Source organism: Nitrosomonas sp., assembly GCA_016703745.1.
In the GTDB taxonomy this organism is placed as follows: Bacteria; Pseudomonadota; Gammaproteobacteria; order Burkholderiales; family Nitrosomonadaceae; genus Nitrosomonas.
This window is the reverse complement of the sequence record JADJBK010000006.1, coordinates 1,289,817-1,304,494: the sequence shown is the minus strand read 5'-3', so window position 1 is coordinate 1,304,494 and position 14,678 is coordinate 1,289,817. Positions and strand designations below refer to the sequence as shown.

Here is a 14,678-nt window from a genome sequence, read left to right as displayed (position 1 = left end):
ATGACAGATGATGAATTACGTGAAATTTTGGCCAATTTAGCGCTATCGCAGGCCAGGACGGATGCGCAGTTAGCCAAGACGGATGCGCAGTTAGCCAAGACGGATGCCAAATTAAATAAATTAGCAGAGATGTATGGTGGCGTTGGTAATAATCAAGGGAAGGTTGCCGAAGAGTTTTATTACAATTCGCTTAAGCACAAGCTGGAACTGAACGGTATTGAATTTGATTTCATAGAAAAAAATATCACTCGCAGTAGAGGTGATATTGAGGAGGAATATGACTTGCTGCTGGTGAACGGCAAAGATGTGCTCATCATTGAAGTTAAATATTGCTTGCACCCCAAGGACATCACTCTTTTGGTAGGCCGGAAACAGACCAATTTTCTTAAATTGTTTCCGGAATATCGGGATTATAAAATTCATTTGGCATTAGCCAGTTTTTCGATGGAAGACGAGGTTAAGCGAATGGCATTAGAGCAAGGTGTGACACTTTTGCAGCGTCGGGGAGATATGATAGAAACCCTGGCGGCTTAACTTTTTTATAACGGCCGTACTGCGGATTCTCGAAAAAAGCCCGTAGGTTGGGGTGAGCTTGCGAACCCCAACACAAACACTTTTGCAATAGCCTTGGGCAACCCCGTGCGGTTTTTTACATCTAAACGAAGCTGGTTTTTGTCGTGCAGGCTTTGAGTTGATCAGGATTCGCAGTGGGTTTTCATTTGCGCTGAGAAACTTTGACAAGAAAAAGAATACTATGTGCGCTTTGACAATGAGCAAACTGGATGAAGTGAAAGAGATTCTGAATACATTAAGAGTGGCTATGAGTCTGTCGTTCGGTATCCTGATGATCGTGGTGAGTGGAATATCAACCGGTTTGACCAGAATCGGGTAGATGTGGTCTTTTGGCTAGGTTTCCTGTTCGCGGTATTTTTGCTGGTGATTATTTCTCTGTTGATTATCAAAATTTCTCAAAAGACAAAAGACAAAAGACAAAAGACAAAAGACAAAAGACAAAAGAGATAAAGGAATTGTAAGCATGAATCTGGGTTTGTTGGCGATTATCGGCATTGTCATATTGACAGCGGCGGTGTTGCTCTTCGCAGTTTATAAATTGTCGGAAGAATAATTCGGTAAATCTGTAGCCGGAGAATTCAATTAAAGGCAATTAAAGAATTAAGAGAGGAAAAGGGGTCAGCCCCCTATTATTCGCCTTGCTATTGTGGTTGGCTGGTGATTGAATGGTTGTCGTGTTGGGGTTCGTGCTTCACCTCAACGGTGCGTACTGTTCTATTCCCTTGTATCTTTCAGAAAAACAAAGGGGGCTGTCTCGCGTCAATTATCTTGGCCGCTTTGACGACAATTATGATGGCCGGTTGAGTTTATTAGCTACTTCATGATTTTTTCTGGTTTTTCCTCCTATAACTTTCACTGTCGATTTCGATGATGGTTGCGTGATGGATGATCCGGTCGATGGCGGCAACAGTCATCATGGTGTCGGGGAAGATTTGATCCCACTGGCTAAAAGGCTGGTTTGAAGTAATGATGAGACTTCCGCTTTCATAGCGATGGGCAATGAAGTCAAACAATACTTGTGTTTCCGAATCGGTCTTTTTGACATAGCCGATATCATCAACGATCAGTACACGATATTTATCCAGCCGCGTCATGGCGGACATCAAGTCCAGTTCTTTCCTGGCTTGCTGCAGGAGTTGAACGAGTGCGGTAGCTGATATCCACTTGACGCGGATGCCTTGTTCAATCAAATGCAACCCCAATGCTGCCGCCACATGTGATTTGCCGACACCGGAGGGACCGATCAGCAACACATTGTCTGCCTGGCTCGCCCAGTAGGTATTGTCGCGCAGCGTGATGATTTTTTCTGAGCGGCTTGAGGCAGTTCGGTCAGCGCCAGAGTGGCAAAGCTTTTGCCGCGCGGTAGTTTGGCTTCATGCGTCCAGTTGCTGATTCTGCTTTGGAAGCGCTGGGCGACTTCCTGTTCGCACAGGGCGGCGAGATATTGGCTGTAGCTCCAGGCGTGTTCTGCGGCTTGATCCTGGAAGTGCCGGTAATGCTGGCCAAAGGCAGGGAGTCTGAGTTCCTTGAGCATCAGTGGGAGCGATTCAGACATGAGCTGCCTCCTTGCGTTGCCCAGTTTCCGCTGAGGAGCTGATCGTAGGTATCCGCAGTGTGTTGTTTAATTGGGATGTCCGGCTGTGGCGCATGCTGCCGCAGAAATCGCTTTTGCAGTGTTTGCAGTTCAGGTAGCGGATGTTGTTGCAACAATTCAGCGGCCAACTGGCTCTCGCAATCATAGTCGTAGGCAAAACGCAGCACCGATACCATCCATTTGCAAGCGAGTCCGGGATCAAATTGTTGTTGTACCCGCGCCCACAGCTGGTGATACTGTGGCGTTGGCAACAGATCATCCCGCAGCCGGGAAAAGCGAAAGGCTTGTGGCTTTGCCGCCAATGCATGAATCACATGACGGTAATCGATGCGCCGGGCGCGTCCTTCTGGCGCTTTCGGATACGCGCGCGGTAAGGTAATGACTGGTGTTTGGCCGACAAAGCATTCCAGACGATCGTGATAGAGATGAACCCGGATGTTCTCGCCAATGAGTCTGGATGGCACACTGTAGAGTCCCCGTTTGACCGCTATGGTGCTACTGGTGGTCACTTTGACGGTCAGTTCACTGAAGTCCATGAAGCGGTAGCGTGGCAGTGGCTGGAGATGCGATTGCTCTTCCGCCAATCGCCCCCTGCAGCGCAGATTGAGCTTATGGAACCTCTGAAAAACAAACATTCTGAACGGCAGTCACTCAAAAACTAGCCACTATTTTCAAATAGTGACGCTGATTTTTATGAAAACAGCTATTTCTCTCTGGAAACAAGTCCATTTACTGGCTTGTTTTCAAATTTCAGACGCAACAAGGCGTCGACGTTCATAGGCGTCACCACGGATGACGTTGGCAATGGCTGTCAGGAAGGTCAAACGGGCCGCATTTTTGGCCAGGCCGCGATAGCGATTTTTAGCATACCCAAAGCGGATTTTGATATCCCGAAACACGTGTTCGACTTTGGCGCGGCGTTTCGCCAGCTCACGGGCGGCACCGCGCAGTAGTTGAGCCGCCCCGGAATCGTCTTTCGTGAGCCTGGCCAGTTTGCCCGGACGCATCGCGATCACGCAGGCTGGAGGGCTTTCCGCCGGCATCTCCGGGCGTTTATCCAGCCCCTGATATCCGGCATCGCCATGAACAAACTGTTCCTCGCCATGCAGCAGGGCGGCGGCTTCGGCAACGTCGCTGACATGCCCCGAGGTTACTTTGAGCGTATGCACCAACCCGGTTTCATGATCGACGCCGATATGAAACTTGCTGCCGAAAAACCATTGATTGCCCTTTTTGCTGGAATGCATTTCTGGATCACGCGACCGGCTCTTATTTTTGGTTGAAGTCGGCGCGGCAATCAGGCTGGCATCGACGATGGTGCCGGCTTTCAAGAACAACCCACGCTCACCCAGCGTTTGGTTGATGACCTGGAAGATCTGATCCATTAACCCGTGTTTTTCCAGTAAATGCCGAAATTGCAAAATGGTGCTTTCATCCGGCACGGCTTCCAGACGAATGCCGCAAAAACGGCGCAGTGATTCAATCTCATACAGCGCATCTTCCATGCCCGGATCGGAATAGTTGTAGATAATTTGCGCAACATGCGCGCGCAGCATCAATTCCAAGGCAAATGGTTTGCGGCCACGCCCATTGCCTGGCGCATAGTGTGGTTCAATAACATCAATCATAGCCTGCCAAGGCAATAATCCATCAAGTTGATCGAGAAACTTCTCGCGGCGCGTGACTTTGCCCTTATTGGCGTATTCGGCATCAGCAAAACTCATCTGTTGGTAAGGTTTCATGAATAGCTTCTCGAAAAAGTTTGATGCAGAATTATATTACTTGCGGGGAATTAATCAGAGGTTCCTTATCGACGATCCGTTCAAGAAAACGGCGGTAGGCGCCCACACTTTCGAAATCCGCAGATCCCCGCAGTTTGATCGCCTGCTCAATCCGGTGTTTGAGCGAACCATGGGCATTTTCTACGGCGCCATTTTCATGGCTGACGCCCAGGTTATTGACCGTAGGCTTCATGCCATAGTGTTGACACAGCGCCGCATAAGATTGCGTGAGTTCTTGTTTTTGGCTCGCATTGACGTATGCGGCACTCAGGCTGTCGGTGCGATGTTCCCTGGGCACGCCGCCCAGTTTATGCAAGGCGGTCTGCAAACCATCGGCCAACGCACTATAACTTTCCCCGCCCCGGATGATATGAACCGCGCGCCAATGACTATAAGCCAGACGAAACTGATACAGCAGGTGATCAAATGGTTTGCCTGCAATCGTGATTGCCGTGCGCGGCCGGGTAAAATCGGACAACCCCTGGTGCCCGGCAGGCACCGACTGGCAAAACATGACCGCCTTACCGGGACCTTGCGTTGCCCGCCAGTGTTTTACACGGCGCTGCAAGCTTCTGAGCAATTTCTCCGGGTATTGGCCGGGATATCGATCATCCAGGTACTCCCAAAGCGTAGTCCCGGTCAGTTCAGGTTCCCCGTGCAGCAATGGAATCAATTCGGTCTCCCAAACCAGCTCAAAAGGATCCTGGCGCGTGCGCCACTGCCGTTGCGACTTCTCCACCCGCACACCCTTCTCAATCCTGCGGCCACTGCGGATACTTACCCCCGCTTTCGCAGCCGCTGTCTCCTGACCATGCCCTATCTGACGATTCTTCATATAAATAGCTTCCTGTTGATGAGTGATATGTTTTCCAGGCAAGTTCTTTCTCCTTATATAGAAAAGAACTCATACTGATACTTTCACTCAACCGGTCAAGATAATTGTCGTCAGACCGGACAGGTTAATTGTCGTCTAATAGCATGATCATCCCTTTCCATGTCACCACCGGTATGGCGGGCATGTTGATAGCGTTGATACAGTTCGAGATGTGCCGGATTGAAATGGAGCGGATGCCATGCTGCCAACAGATGCTGGTGCTGTTTCCCTGCCCGGCGCTGTGTACGGTTTGTACAGAATTGTTGAACAGGTACTCTTACCGGTACACAGGACTGGCATTGACCGCATTCTGGTCGATAGATGAAAAAGCCACTGCGACGGTATCCCCGCTTGATCAGATGCGCGTAAACGAGGGGTTCAGGCACATTATGCGGCACCACGATTCGTGAACGTGCAAGCCTGTCGGGCAGATAACTGCACGGGTAATGCTCGGTAAGGTGAAAATCCATAGTTGCTTCTGCACCAGGTATTATTGGGGATAAGTATAGTCAAAATTCCATTTCCCCTGTCGATTTGGCAACTCAACCCAAGTGGCAATCAGATCGGCGAACGCCTGTCTGGGGATTTCGACGGCGCCCATCGAGATGAGATGGGGTGTTTTCATTTGGCAGTCAATTAATCCGAAATTCCATTCTTGAAGTTGTCTGGCCAGGTAAACCAGAGCAATTTTGGAGGCATCATTGACTCTTGAAAACATCGATTCTCCAAAAAATACCCTACCTAGAGCGATTCCATATAGCCCTCCTACCAACTCATCATCCAGCCAGGTTTCTATTGAATGACATAATCCCTCTTCATGCAGGTTTTCGTAGGCTGCAATCATTTCCGGGTGAATCCAGGTGCCGTTCTGCCCATGACGAGGTGCGGCGCAGGCATGCATAACCGCACTGAAATCACGGTCAGCACGAACCACATAACGATGTTGTTTCAAGGTCTTGTGAAGTGAGCGGGTAATCCTGATATCGGAAGGGAACATTATCATGCGCGGATCTGGGCTCCACCACAGAATAGGCTCGCCTGCATTGAACCACGGAAAAATTCCTTTTCTATAGGCGGCCAGCAATCGCCGTGTGGATAAATCCCCGCCTGCGGCAAGCAGGCCGTTGGGTTCCCGTAAAGCTTGTTGCAGAGGCGGAAAGGGGGAATGGGGCAACAAAAAGGGAATCATGGTAAGCAAAGGTTGGTAATAAACAAAAAAATGACAATATCTTGATCTGGGTCAAGCAGCAAAGCATGGAGAATCCATATTATCCGCCAAGCAGTAGATGGATTTTGATAAATAAAATTGGAGGGTCAGGTGAGTCATCATTATATTAATAAAAAAATAATTCCTTTCGGTATGGCAGTTACCCTGCTGTTAACTATGGCTTCTTCGCAGGCAATGGCACAAGCCAGTTCGACAAATGCACTGGAAGAACAGATCAAAATTATGGAGCAACAGCTCCAAACGGTGCGTGGTGAATTGGACCGGATCAAATCCAATGCGGTGCAGGATGCGCAAAAGGTAAGGGCATTGGAGCAGTCTGCAGCAACCCGGGCACCAGTAGCGGCCGGGGGCAAGCATATGGTTTTTTTTCGAGGGGGATATGCGCGTAGCAACAATCTGCGCAATGGTGTTTCTATTCAAAGCAGCGTGGCTCCAGTTGGTGCGCAAGAACAGGCAGACCGAAATGCATGGTACATAGGTGCGGGATTTGATTTTAACCTGACCGATAATGTCTGGGATCTGATGCCGGGAACCAGTGTATTTGCCGAGCTGATGTTTGAATACAAGCAATTTGGAAAGGTTGGGGGTAGTGCGTTGGCCAATTCGCCAACGCAGCTTGCGGGTGGTGCATTGAATCCCAATGGCGTGACCGTGGATATGTTCACGTTGACAGCTTCACCCAAGATCAAGTTTATGGAAGGCAGCCGCTTTCGGCCATGGATTATCCCGGCCGGGTTAGCGATTCATGTAATCAGTCCGCCATCTGAATCTATTACCGTCTTACAGCCGAGTGTCATGTTTGCTGCGGGCGCTGATTACAATATCTGGAAAGCGGTGTTTCTTGGCGTGGATGCCCGCTATCACCTGACTTCTGGGAGATTGGATGGCGTTAAAATAGATGGATTTACGGTTGGTGGCTATTTGGGATTGGGTTTTTAATTTGAATAATTTGTGGCAGGAAGGCGGTAAGAAGCTTCTTACCGCCTGTTGTGAGTAGTGACGTTTCTCTCCTCAAGTTTCGGACAAAGTCGGCGCGTCTGATACAGATTTTGTGACGAAGCCTTTACACCTCGCGGTCAATTTTGCGAGGTGTTTTTTTGTGTGCGTCCATATTGAACATACTAAGCATAAAAAAACCGCCCCTGAAGGGCGGTCTCAATTTGATGCATCATGTATTAATTCTCATTTATCGTCATCAGTTTGATCTGGCATGGAATCACGTTCCATCAGTGCACTAGGTGGATACTGAGCAGGTTTTTCAGCCATACAAGCAGTCAGTGACAGAGTCACCATTAATGCAGCGAAAATAAACAAAAGTCTCATTTTGACCTCCTATAATTAATTTCAATGAACACTAAATATATCGTTATCGTTATAAATATTACTTTGACACTACCAAGTCTTCATATTGCGCAAGACCTCTATATTGATACCAGAATTAAAATCGATTGTCCAGCAATTTAATCGATAGATTGGTGGCATCAGTTGCGAATTATAAGAAAGTTGGTCTTCAAAAGAAAGCAGGAATTGTAATTTTGCTCGGTAACTTTACCCAGAGTGGGTCACTATTTCATAGTCATGCGTTATCTTGACGGTATTCTTCAACATCATTGAAGCAGAGCAGTACTTCTCTGCGGAAAGGTTGATGGCGCGCTCAACCTGTTGCGGATTCAATTCTTTCCCGGTAACAATAAAATGCAGATGGATTTGGGTGAAAACCTTGGGATCAACCATCGCACGTTGTGATTCTATGTACACCTGACAATCTGTTATTAGCTGACGGCTTTTGCGTAAAATCAGGACAACATCAAACGCCGTGCATCCACCGAGTCCAAGCAAAATCATTTCCATCGGACGCGGTCCCAAATTTTTGCCACCTGCTTCTGGTGCGCCATCCATTAATACAGCGTGACCACTATCCGTTTCTCCCAGAAAACTGACGCCTTCACGTAAGGTGATTTTTGCTTTCATTGGTTTCCTGCTATTGTCGAGTTGATGGATAGTATTTATCAGTGGCAACTAATGCGGTGCCTAAGTTTAGAAGTTCCTGCCATTCATCGCCTGCTTCCATTCCCTTGATGATCCGATCGATATTGGCTGCCTGGCGGAGAGCATTCAACAGTAACTTCAGATCAATACGCTTGAATGCAGCAGCAATCGGTTTTTGTCTGGACGGCCAGATGCGTAGTGTTTTCATAATCTGAGCAAGGGGTGTATTTCGATCGATATTGAGCGCCGTATGCAGCTTGAGCAATAAACGAATCTCCTCCGCCAGTACAGCCAGAATATAGGGGGAAGCTACACCTTCTGCCCGCAAATTCCACAGGATATGGGAAAATCGGGCAACATCAGCATGCATCATCGCTTCTGCCAGTTGGGTAACATCGTAACGCGCTACATCGAGGAGGGTGGTTTTGATCTCGTCGAATGACAATTCTCCCTGTGGATAAAGTAAAGCCAGTTTCTGGATTTCCTGGTGAGCAGCGAGCAGGTTGCCTTCTACCTTGTCTACGAAAAACTGCAGCGTATTCCGGTTGGCGTGCTGATTCTGACAGCGCAGGCGTTTCTCAATCCAGGCAGCAAGTTGTTCACGCTTGATCGCCGGAATCATGATGAGATATCCGGTCTGTTCCAGTGCCTTGAACCATTTGCTATTCTGGCTTTGCTGATCCAGCCAGGGAAGTAAAACCACGGTGACTGTTTCAGCTGGCAAGCGTTGGCTGAATGCTTCCAGGGCAGTACTGCCTTCTCTACCGGGTTTTCCGGTCGGGATGCGGATATCAAGCAAGCGGCGATTACCAAACAATGAAGACTGGCGACCCCATTGTTGTAATTTTGCCCAGACAAAATGTTGGTCGACTGTCATGACTTCGCGATTCACATAACCTTGTTTACTTGCGTGTAAGCGGATCTCGTCAGACGTCTCCATAGTCAGTAACAGTTCACCACCCATCACCACGTAAAGAGGCGCTATCGCTTGCTTGAGCTGATCGGTAAGCTGATCTGGAGAGAGTCTCATTGAAGTGGCTTAGCCGCAGAGTTAGCTGCTGATACTTGTCGCAGAATCTGCTGTACTGCATCACGCTGCATATCGCGATACAACATCTCTTCCTCTGCCACTTTGGCGAGCACCTGTGCATCCAGAAAGGGAAGAATGCGTGTCAAGTTGATTTCTCGCAGCATGGCCAGCTCATTTCCGGCAGGATCGAGCAGGCGGACAGCTACCCGATAACCCAGCTCAAATTCACGTACCCGTCCACCCGCAGAAAGTGACAAGATTCTTTTTTCATTGATGGCATGCACAATTTGCAGCACGATTTCAGCCTTCTCAATGTGTTCAACGATTTTTACCTGGGTATGTGTACTGAGTGCACGTTTAACATCCGCGCCAATTGTTAACCCAACTGGTGCTGTCACATAAACCCGCTCATAAGGCAGGTCAGTCACTTGCCCGCGAAGCTGAAAGCCACAAGCAGTTAAGCAAAAAAATAAAGATATCGCCAACAGGCGGGTCAACATGGATCGCAACGCAGGTGACAGTAGACTCAGCATATCGATTAAATTACGATGTTTACCAGTTTGCCAGGGACGATCACTATTTTTTTGATAGATTGGCCGACAATCATTTTTTGAACAGGCTCATCTGCCATGGCAGCATGTTCAATGGTTGTTCGATCAGCTTCTCTGGCGACCTGGATACGACTGCGTAGCTTGCCGTTGACTTGCACTACCAGCGTGACCTCATCTTGCACCAGTGCCTGCTCATCTGCCTGTGGCCATGGCTGATCAAGTAATTCTGTGTCTGGTCTGAGTTCCCGCCAGAGAGTATGGCAAATATGCGGTACGATGGGTGAGAGCAGTAGTAAAACGACTTCAAGCGATTCCTGCATCAGTTTACGCGCCGATAGATCATTTTCCGGTAGTTTTGCCAGCTCATTGATAAGTTCCATCACGGCAGCAATTGCGGTGTTAAAAGTATGTCGTCGCTCCAGATCATCTGTTACCTTGACAATAGTCTGGTGAAGCTGACAACGTAGTGACTTCAGCCCGTCTGGAAGTGAGTGCTGTAGAGAGCTATTCTCCTGTGCGAGCATGCCTGACTGCACATGCAGATAAACCTGCCGCCACAGGCGTTTAAGAAAGCGGAAAGCGCCTTCTACGCCGGCATCTGACCATTCCAGCGTCTGTGTGGGCGGGCTGGCAAACATCATGAATAATCTGGCAGTATCTGCACCGTACTGATCGACGATACCTTGCGGATCGACACCATTATTTTTGGATTTGGACATTGTCCCCACGCCTCCGAACTCAACTGGCTCAGCATCTGCGCGGAGAATGTAAGTTTTGCTATCCGCCTGGTGGATGACATCAACTTCCGCAGGCGCATAGTATTCGATACGCCCGTTTTTAGATTTGCGGGAAAAAATTTCATTGAGCACCATTCCTTGCGTAAGTAAATTGGAGAAGGGCTCATCAAAGCTTATCAGACCGAAATCACGCATGACCTTGCTCCAGAAGCGAGAGTAGAGAAGATGCAGAATGGCATGTTCGATACCGCCTATATATTGGTCAACCGGCAACCAATAGTTGGCACGCTGATCAACCATTGCACCGTTCTGATCGGGACAGGCATAACGGATGAAATACCATGAGGAGTCGACAAAGGTATCCATCGTGTCTGTTTCTCGTCGAGCAGGGTTGCCGCAGCGCGGGCAGCTGCATGCATAAAATGCCGCAGTTTTCGTCAACGGATTACCGGAACCGTCCGGCACCAGATCTTCAGGCAGGATGACCGGGAGCTGATCATCCGGCACCGGCACCACCCCGCATTGATCGCAATGAATCAACGGAATCGGACAACCCCAGTAGCGTTGCCGTGAAATTCCCCAGTCGCGCAGGCGATAACGAATTTTCTTCTCACCGAGTTCTTTTTCAGCAAGTGCGACGGCAACTGCATCGATTGCAGCCAGCGATTCCAGGTTGGAAAACTTTCCGGAATCCATGGTGATGCCGTATGAGGTGAAGGCCTCATTCAGCGGCAGATTCAATTCACCATGTAACGGTCTAATTACCGCTCTGATCGGCAGGCCATAACGGCTGGCAAATTCAAAATCGCGCTCGTCATGTGCCGGCACGGCCATGACGGCACCTTCGCCGTAGCTCATCAGAACATAATTGGCAATCCATACCGGTAAACGCTCACCTGTCAGTGGGTGTATGACAAAAAAATCAGTTGCCATGCCTGTTTTTTCCTGGGTGGCGAGTTCGGCCTCGATTATCGCGCCTTGTTTGCAAGTTTCGATAAAAGCGCCTAGTGTTGGATTGGTTTGTGCCGCATGGAGAGCCACAGGATGTTCCGGGGCAATCGCTACGTAGGTTGCGCCCATCAGGGTGTCTGCGCGGGTTGTGAAAACCTTCAGTGCCTGTGGCATGCCGGAAACCATATCTGGCGGAAAGATGATATCCGCGCCGTAACTTTTACCTATCCAGTTAGCCTGCATGATTCCAACCCGTTCCGGCCAGCCGGGTAGTTTTTCAAGGTCGGACAGCAACTCGTCTGCGTAGTGAGTTATCGCCAGGTAATAACCCGGAATTTCGCGCTTTTCCACCAGAGCGCCTGTGCGCCAACCGCGCCCGTCAATAACCTGCTCATTTGCCAGCACCGTCTGGTCGACCGGATCCCAGTTAACGATCTGCGTCTTTTGATAGGCGATACCTTTTTCCAGCATGCGTAGAAACAGCCATTGATTCCAGCGATAATAGGCAGGATGACAGGTTGCGATCTCGCGCGACCAGTCGATTCCCAATCCAAGACTTTGCAGCTGGCTGCGCATGTAGGCGATATTGTCATAGGTCCACTGCGCGGGCGGCACACTGCGCTGGATGGCTGCATTCTCGGCTGGCAGCCCAAAAGCATCCCAGCCCATAGGTTGGAGCACGTTATAACCTTTCATTCGGTGATAACGGGATAACACATCGCCGATGGTGTAATTGCGTACATGCCCCATATGCAGTTTGCCGGAAGGGTAGGGAAACATCGACAAACAATAGAATTTGGGTCTGTCTGTGTCTTCCGATACCTTGAAGATCGCTTTTTCCTGCCAGTAGCGTTGAGTGGCCGGTTCTATTTCCTGAGGCTGGTATTTTTCTTGCATGGAGTGGGTGTGTTGGCTGAAACGTTCAAACGCGCATTATAGCTTGAAAGAAATGCTCTGAATGCTGTTGCCGTGCAGCTGAGCCTGGTCATAGCACAATTCACCGTTTGAGCTTATCCTGCAGCCACTCACCCAGCATGCCCTCGATCACCATATTGTTATAACTGACTATGCCAGTGACTTCACCATTTTCAATGACCGGTGCCAGCGACAGGCCAAACCGGTCGAAAAGACGTGCACAATAGCGGATATCCATCTGTGCTGATACCGACAGAACCGGTTTGGACATGATTTCGTAAATATTGATTCGTGTTGGGGAGCAGTCTTTTGCCAGCACCTTCCTGGCAATATCGGACAGCATGACGATACCGTATTCATCATCAACGTGCCGTTTGTTGACAATCATCGCGCCGGTATCCGGGTAACGCATATTTTTGAGTGCATCAGCAACGGTGGCAATTCCCTCCACAAGATCAAAATGGTGCTGCATGACTTTGCCAACACGCACTGGTTTACCAGTAGTCATATTTTTTCCTCTATCACAGTTGTCAGTTTTTCAATCTGGTGCGCTACTCCCACAGCGTCTTCGACATCGATCTGAAAAGCGATACCCGTACCTGCTGTCGCATCAAACTGGCCCACCTCCGCGATTGTTTCCATGATGGCTCTGGAAAGATGTTCTTCAACCAGAAGCATGACGACATCACGCTGCGTTTCCAGGGAAAGACCCAAAAAAGTCTTGACCCTGTCCATGCCTTCGCCACGCGCGCTGGAAATGATGGTTGCGCCTGTAGCGCCGGCCCTGCGCGCTGCCTCCATTACCCGTTCGGTTTGGCAGTCATCCAGAAACGTGATGATTAACTTGAAATGCATAACTTGCTCCATCTGTTCATTTTAAAATACCGGAATGATAGGCGTCATTTATCGGGCTGGCCATTTCTTTTCAACCGTTTGGCGAGATACTCGGCAATTTGTGCATAGGCCATCACGGTCATAATTGGAAAGAGGCAAGCAAAAGCAATCAGACCAAATCCGTCTGTCAGCGGGTTGCGTCCGGGTACCGCCTCGGCCAGGCCCAGTCCCAATGCGGCGATAATTGGCACCGTAACAGTCGAGGTTGCCACGCCACCTGAATCAAATGCAAGCGGGATAATTATTCTGGGTGCGCACCAGGTTTGTAACACCACGATGATGTAGGCGGTAACGATGAACCACTGAATTGGCAACCCGGTAATAATGCGAAATACGCCCACAGTAATACCCAGTGCCACTCCTATTGCCACGGCCAGTCGGAGTGAGATTGGGTGAATTGCCCCGCCGGATACCTCGCCTGCCTTGAGCGCAACCGCGATTAAGGCGGGTTCAGCAAGCGTGGTGGCAAAACCAATCAAAAAGGCGAAAATCAATACCCAATAATAGTCTGTCCAGGCTAGTGCAACTTCCGGTAGGTTGCCGCGTAGAAATTCGGGCGTAGTTAATTGTGTTGCCATTAGCCTGCCAATCGGAAATAACGCACGATCCAGTCCTACCAGGAACAGTGTCAAACCAAGCAGTACGAACAGGAATCCAAACAATACCCGTCGCAAGTTTGCAATAGGGCGGCGCAAAACAAAGAACTGAAAACCAAACAGCGCCAAAGCAATTGGCAATACATCACCCAGTGTGGCCACCAGTGTTTCCAGGATCGTATCTGCCCAGGTCATGACAGAATTATCCCGTAAGCCATAACAAAAATGATGGGTGTTAATGATGCGAAAGCGATAATACCAAAACCATCCACCATCGGATTCCGCCCACGGATAGATGAAGCCAGTCCCACACCCAATGCGGTGACCAGGGGTACGGTAATGGTAGAAGTAGTGACCCCGCCAGAATCATAGGCAATACCAATAATTTCTACTGGTGCAAATAAGGTCATCACAATGATCAGTAGATAGCCTCCGATAATAAAATGATGAATCGGCCAGCCTTTGATGATACGAATGACGCCTAAAACAACTGCGGTGCCCACTGCCAGCGCAACCGTCAAACGTAAACCCATGGCATAGTCCTCAGCTGCTTGCGGCGTATCTATAACAAAACCCGCTCGTACCGCCATTACGCCAGCTTCACCGGTAACTGCGATTAGGGCTGGCTCCGCTATTGTGGTACCAAAACCGAGTGCAAAAGCAAATGCCAGCAACCACGGCACACTTCCCTTCTGGGCAAATGCATGCGCCATGCTCTCGCCAATTGGAAACAACCCCATTTCTAAGCCGTAAATAAACAAAGTTAACCCCACGACAACCAGCAAACTGCCAAATATCAGGTTGGCAATATCAGGCGGCGCTTGTTGCAGCACAAATAATTGAAACAAAGAGATGACTCCAACAATGGGCAGTAAATCTCTTCCACTGCGTAATAACGAAATCAGAAACACATAAATGGAGGCTTTCAAAATAGTCTCTTGAGGTTGTCTTTTTTAAAAAATATC

Annotated in this window: 17 protein-coding genes and 1 pseudogene; 3 read left to right on the top strand and 15 right to left on the bottom strand. The window is 49.1% G+C overall.

Annotated features, from left to right (window positions below; translation table 11 throughout):
* Both IPG31_07250 and IPG31_07245 read left to right on the top strand, forming a co-directional pair.
* Nucleotides 1-534: a hypothetical protein gene (locus tag IPG31_07250; GenBank protein ID MBK6618155.1), complete on the top strand. Its 534-nt coding sequence runs from the start codon at nt 1-3 to the stop codon at nt 532-534.
* A gap of 220 nt (nt 535-754) precedes the next feature.
* On the top strand, nt 755-892 hold the full coding sequence (locus tag IPG31_07245) for a hypothetical protein (GenBank protein ID MBK6618154.1): 138 nt from the start codon (nt 755-757) through the stop codon (nt 890-892).
* 499 nt (nt 893-1,391) lie between these two features.
* Here IPG31_07245 and IPG31_07240 read toward each other — a convergent pair.
* The 6 genes and pseudogenes from IPG31_07240 to IPG31_07215 all read right to left on the bottom strand — a co-directional run bounded on the left by IPG31_07240 (nt 1,392) and on the right by IPG31_07215 (nt 6,011).
* A pseudogene (locus tag IPG31_07240) lies at nt 1,392-2,128 on the bottom strand (ATP-binding protein).
* Complete coding sequence (locus IPG31_07235) at nt 2,107-2,802, bottom strand: hypothetical protein (protein ID MBK6618153.1); 696 nt, start codon at nt 2,800-2,802, stop codon at nt 2,107-2,109. The pseudogene IPG31_07240 and the gene IPG31_07235 overlap by 22 nt, the downstream one beginning before the upstream one ends.
* Before the next feature lie 108 nt (nt 2,803-2,910).
* On the bottom strand, nt 2,911-3,891 hold the full coding sequence (locus tag IPG31_07230; protein MBK6618152.1) for an IS5 family transposase: 981 nt from the start codon (nt 3,889-3,891) through the stop codon (nt 2,911-2,913).
* Nucleotides 3,892-3,940: 49 nt separating this feature from the next.
* The gene (locus IPG31_07225; protein ID MBK6618151.1) at nt 3,941-4,825 is read right to left on the bottom strand and encodes an IS21 family transposase; all 885 of its coding nucleotides are present in this window, start codon (nt 4,823-4,825) and stop codon (nt 3,941-3,943) included.
* A gap of 68 nt (nt 4,826-4,893) precedes the next feature.
* Nucleotides 4,894-5,292: a hypothetical protein gene (locus tag IPG31_07220; GenBank protein MBK6618150.1), complete on the bottom strand. Its 399-nt coding sequence runs from the start codon at nt 5,290-5,292 to the stop codon at nt 4,894-4,896.
* Between the two features lie 20 nt (nt 5,293-5,312).
* A complete protein-coding gene (locus IPG31_07215; GenBank protein MBK6618149.1) occupies nt 5,313-6,011 on the bottom strand; it encodes a leucyl/phenylalanyl-tRNA--protein transferase in 699 nt (232 codons plus the stop codon).
* Between the two features lie 171 nt (nt 6,012-6,182).
* On the opposite strand from IPG31_07215, the gene IPG31_07210 reads away from it, so the two are divergent.
* Nucleotides 6,183-6,989: a porin family protein gene (locus IPG31_07210; GenBank protein ID MBK6618148.1), complete on the top strand. Its 807-nt coding sequence runs from the start codon at nt 6,183-6,185 to the stop codon at nt 6,987-6,989.
* Nucleotides 6,990-7,232: 243 nt separating this feature from the next.
* Here IPG31_07210 and IPG31_07205 read toward each other — a convergent pair whose 3' ends face one another.
* The 9 genes from IPG31_07205 to IPG31_07165 form a co-directional block, all read right to left on the bottom strand.
* A complete protein-coding gene (locus IPG31_07205) occupies nt 7,233-7,373 on the bottom strand; it encodes a hypothetical protein (protein ID MBK6618147.1) in 141 nt (46 codons plus the stop codon).
* A gap of 225 nt (nt 7,374-7,598) precedes the next feature.
* Nucleotides 7,599-8,021, bottom strand: a complete 423-nt coding sequence (locus IPG31_07200; protein MBK6618146.1) for an OsmC family protein — start codon at nt 8,019-8,021, stop codon at nt 7,599-7,601.
* Between the two features lie 10 nt (nt 8,022-8,031).
* Complete coding sequence (locus tag IPG31_07195; GenBank protein ID MBK6618145.1) at nt 8,032-9,069, bottom strand: DNA polymerase III subunit delta; 1,038 nt, start codon at nt 9,067-9,069, stop codon at nt 8,032-8,034.
* Nucleotides 9,066-9,569 (bottom strand): hypothetical protein, encoded by a 504-nt coding sequence (locus tag IPG31_07190; GenBank protein MBK6618144.1) that lies wholly within the window; start codon nt 9,567-9,569, stop codon nt 9,066-9,068. Before IPG31_07190 ends, IPG31_07195 begins: the two co-directional genes overlap by 4 nt.
* 38 nt (nt 9,570-9,607) lie before the next feature.
* Nucleotides 9,608-12,205, bottom strand: a complete 2,598-nt coding sequence (locus IPG31_07185) for a leucine--tRNA ligase (protein ID MBK6618143.1) — start codon at nt 12,203-12,205, stop codon at nt 9,608-9,610.
* 100 nt (nt 12,206-12,305) lie between these two features.
* Nucleotides 12,306-12,731, bottom strand: coding sequence for a CBS domain-containing protein (locus IPG31_07180; GenBank protein ID MBK6618142.1), 426 nt, complete (start codon nt 12,729-12,731; stop codon nt 12,306-12,308).
* The gene (locus IPG31_07175; protein MBK6618141.1) at nt 12,728-13,078 is read right to left on the bottom strand and encodes a P-II family nitrogen regulator; all 351 of its coding nucleotides are present in this window, start codon (nt 13,076-13,078) and stop codon (nt 12,728-12,730) included. The genes IPG31_07180 and IPG31_07175 overlap by 4 nt, the downstream gene beginning before the upstream one ends.
* 44 nt (nt 13,079-13,122) lie before the next feature.
* Nucleotides 13,123-13,908, bottom strand: coding sequence for a DUF1538 domain-containing protein (locus IPG31_07170; protein ID MBK6618140.1), 786 nt, complete (start codon nt 13,906-13,908; stop codon nt 13,123-13,125).
* Complete coding sequence (locus IPG31_07165; protein ID MBK6618139.1) at nt 13,905-14,642, bottom strand: DUF1538 domain-containing protein; 738 nt, start codon at nt 14,640-14,642, stop codon at nt 13,905-13,907. The genes IPG31_07170 and IPG31_07165 overlap by 4 nt, the downstream gene beginning before the upstream one ends.
* Between the last annotated feature and the right edge of the window lie 36 nt (nt 14,643-14,678).

Coding starts and splice junctions, on each gene's coding strand:
- IPG31_07250 (MBK6618155.1), top strand. CDS start 1: ATGACAGATGATGAATTACGTGAAATTTTGGCCAATTTAGCGCTATCG.
- IPG31_07245 (MBK6618154.1), top strand. CDS start 755: ATGTGCGCTTTGACAATGAGCAAACTGGATGAAGTGAAAGAGATTCTG.
- IPG31_07235 (MBK6618153.1), bottom strand. CDS start 2,802: ATGTTTGTTTTTCAGAGGTTCCATAAGCTCAATCTGCGCTGCAGGGGG.
- IPG31_07230 (MBK6618152.1), bottom strand. CDS start 3,891: ATGAGTTTTGCTGATGCCGAATACGCCAATAAGGGCAAAGTCACGCGC.
- IPG31_07220 (MBK6618150.1), bottom strand. CDS start 5,292: ATGGATTTTCACCTTACCGAGCATTACCCGTGCAGTTATCTGCCCGAC.
- IPG31_07215 (MBK6618149.1), bottom strand. CDS start 6,011: ATGATTCCCTTTTTGTTGCCCCATTCCCCCTTTCCGCCTCTGCAACAA.
- IPG31_07210 (MBK6618148.1), top strand. CDS start 6,183: ATGGCAGTTACCCTGCTGTTAACTATGGCTTCTTCGCAGGCAATGGCA.
- IPG31_07205 (MBK6618147.1), bottom strand. CDS start 7,373: ATGAGACTTTTGTTTATTTTCGCTGCATTAATGGTGACTCTGTCACTG.
- IPG31_07200 (MBK6618146.1), bottom strand. CDS start 8,021: ATGAAAGCAAAAATCACCTTACGTGAAGGCGTCAGTTTTCTGGGAGAA.
- IPG31_07195 (MBK6618145.1), bottom strand. CDS start 9,069: ATGAGACTCTCTCCAGATCAGCTTACCGATCAGCTCAAGCAAGCGATA.
- IPG31_07190 (MBK6618144.1), bottom strand. CDS start 9,569: ATGTTGACCCGCCTGTTGGCGATATCTTTATTTTTTTGCTTAACTGCT.
- IPG31_07185 (MBK6618143.1), bottom strand. CDS start 12,205: ATGCAAGAAAAATACCAGCCTCAGGAAATAGAACCGGCCACTCAACGC.
- IPG31_07180 (MBK6618142.1), bottom strand. CDS start 12,731: ATGACTACTGGTAAACCAGTGCGTGTTGGCAAAGTCATGCAGCACCAT.
- IPG31_07175 (MBK6618141.1), bottom strand. CDS start 13,078: ATGCATTTCAAGTTAATCATCACGTTTCTGGATGACTGCCAAACCGAA.
- IPG31_07170 (MBK6618140.1), bottom strand. CDS start 13,908: ATGACCTGGGCAGATACGATCCTGGAAACACTGGTGGCCACACTGGGT.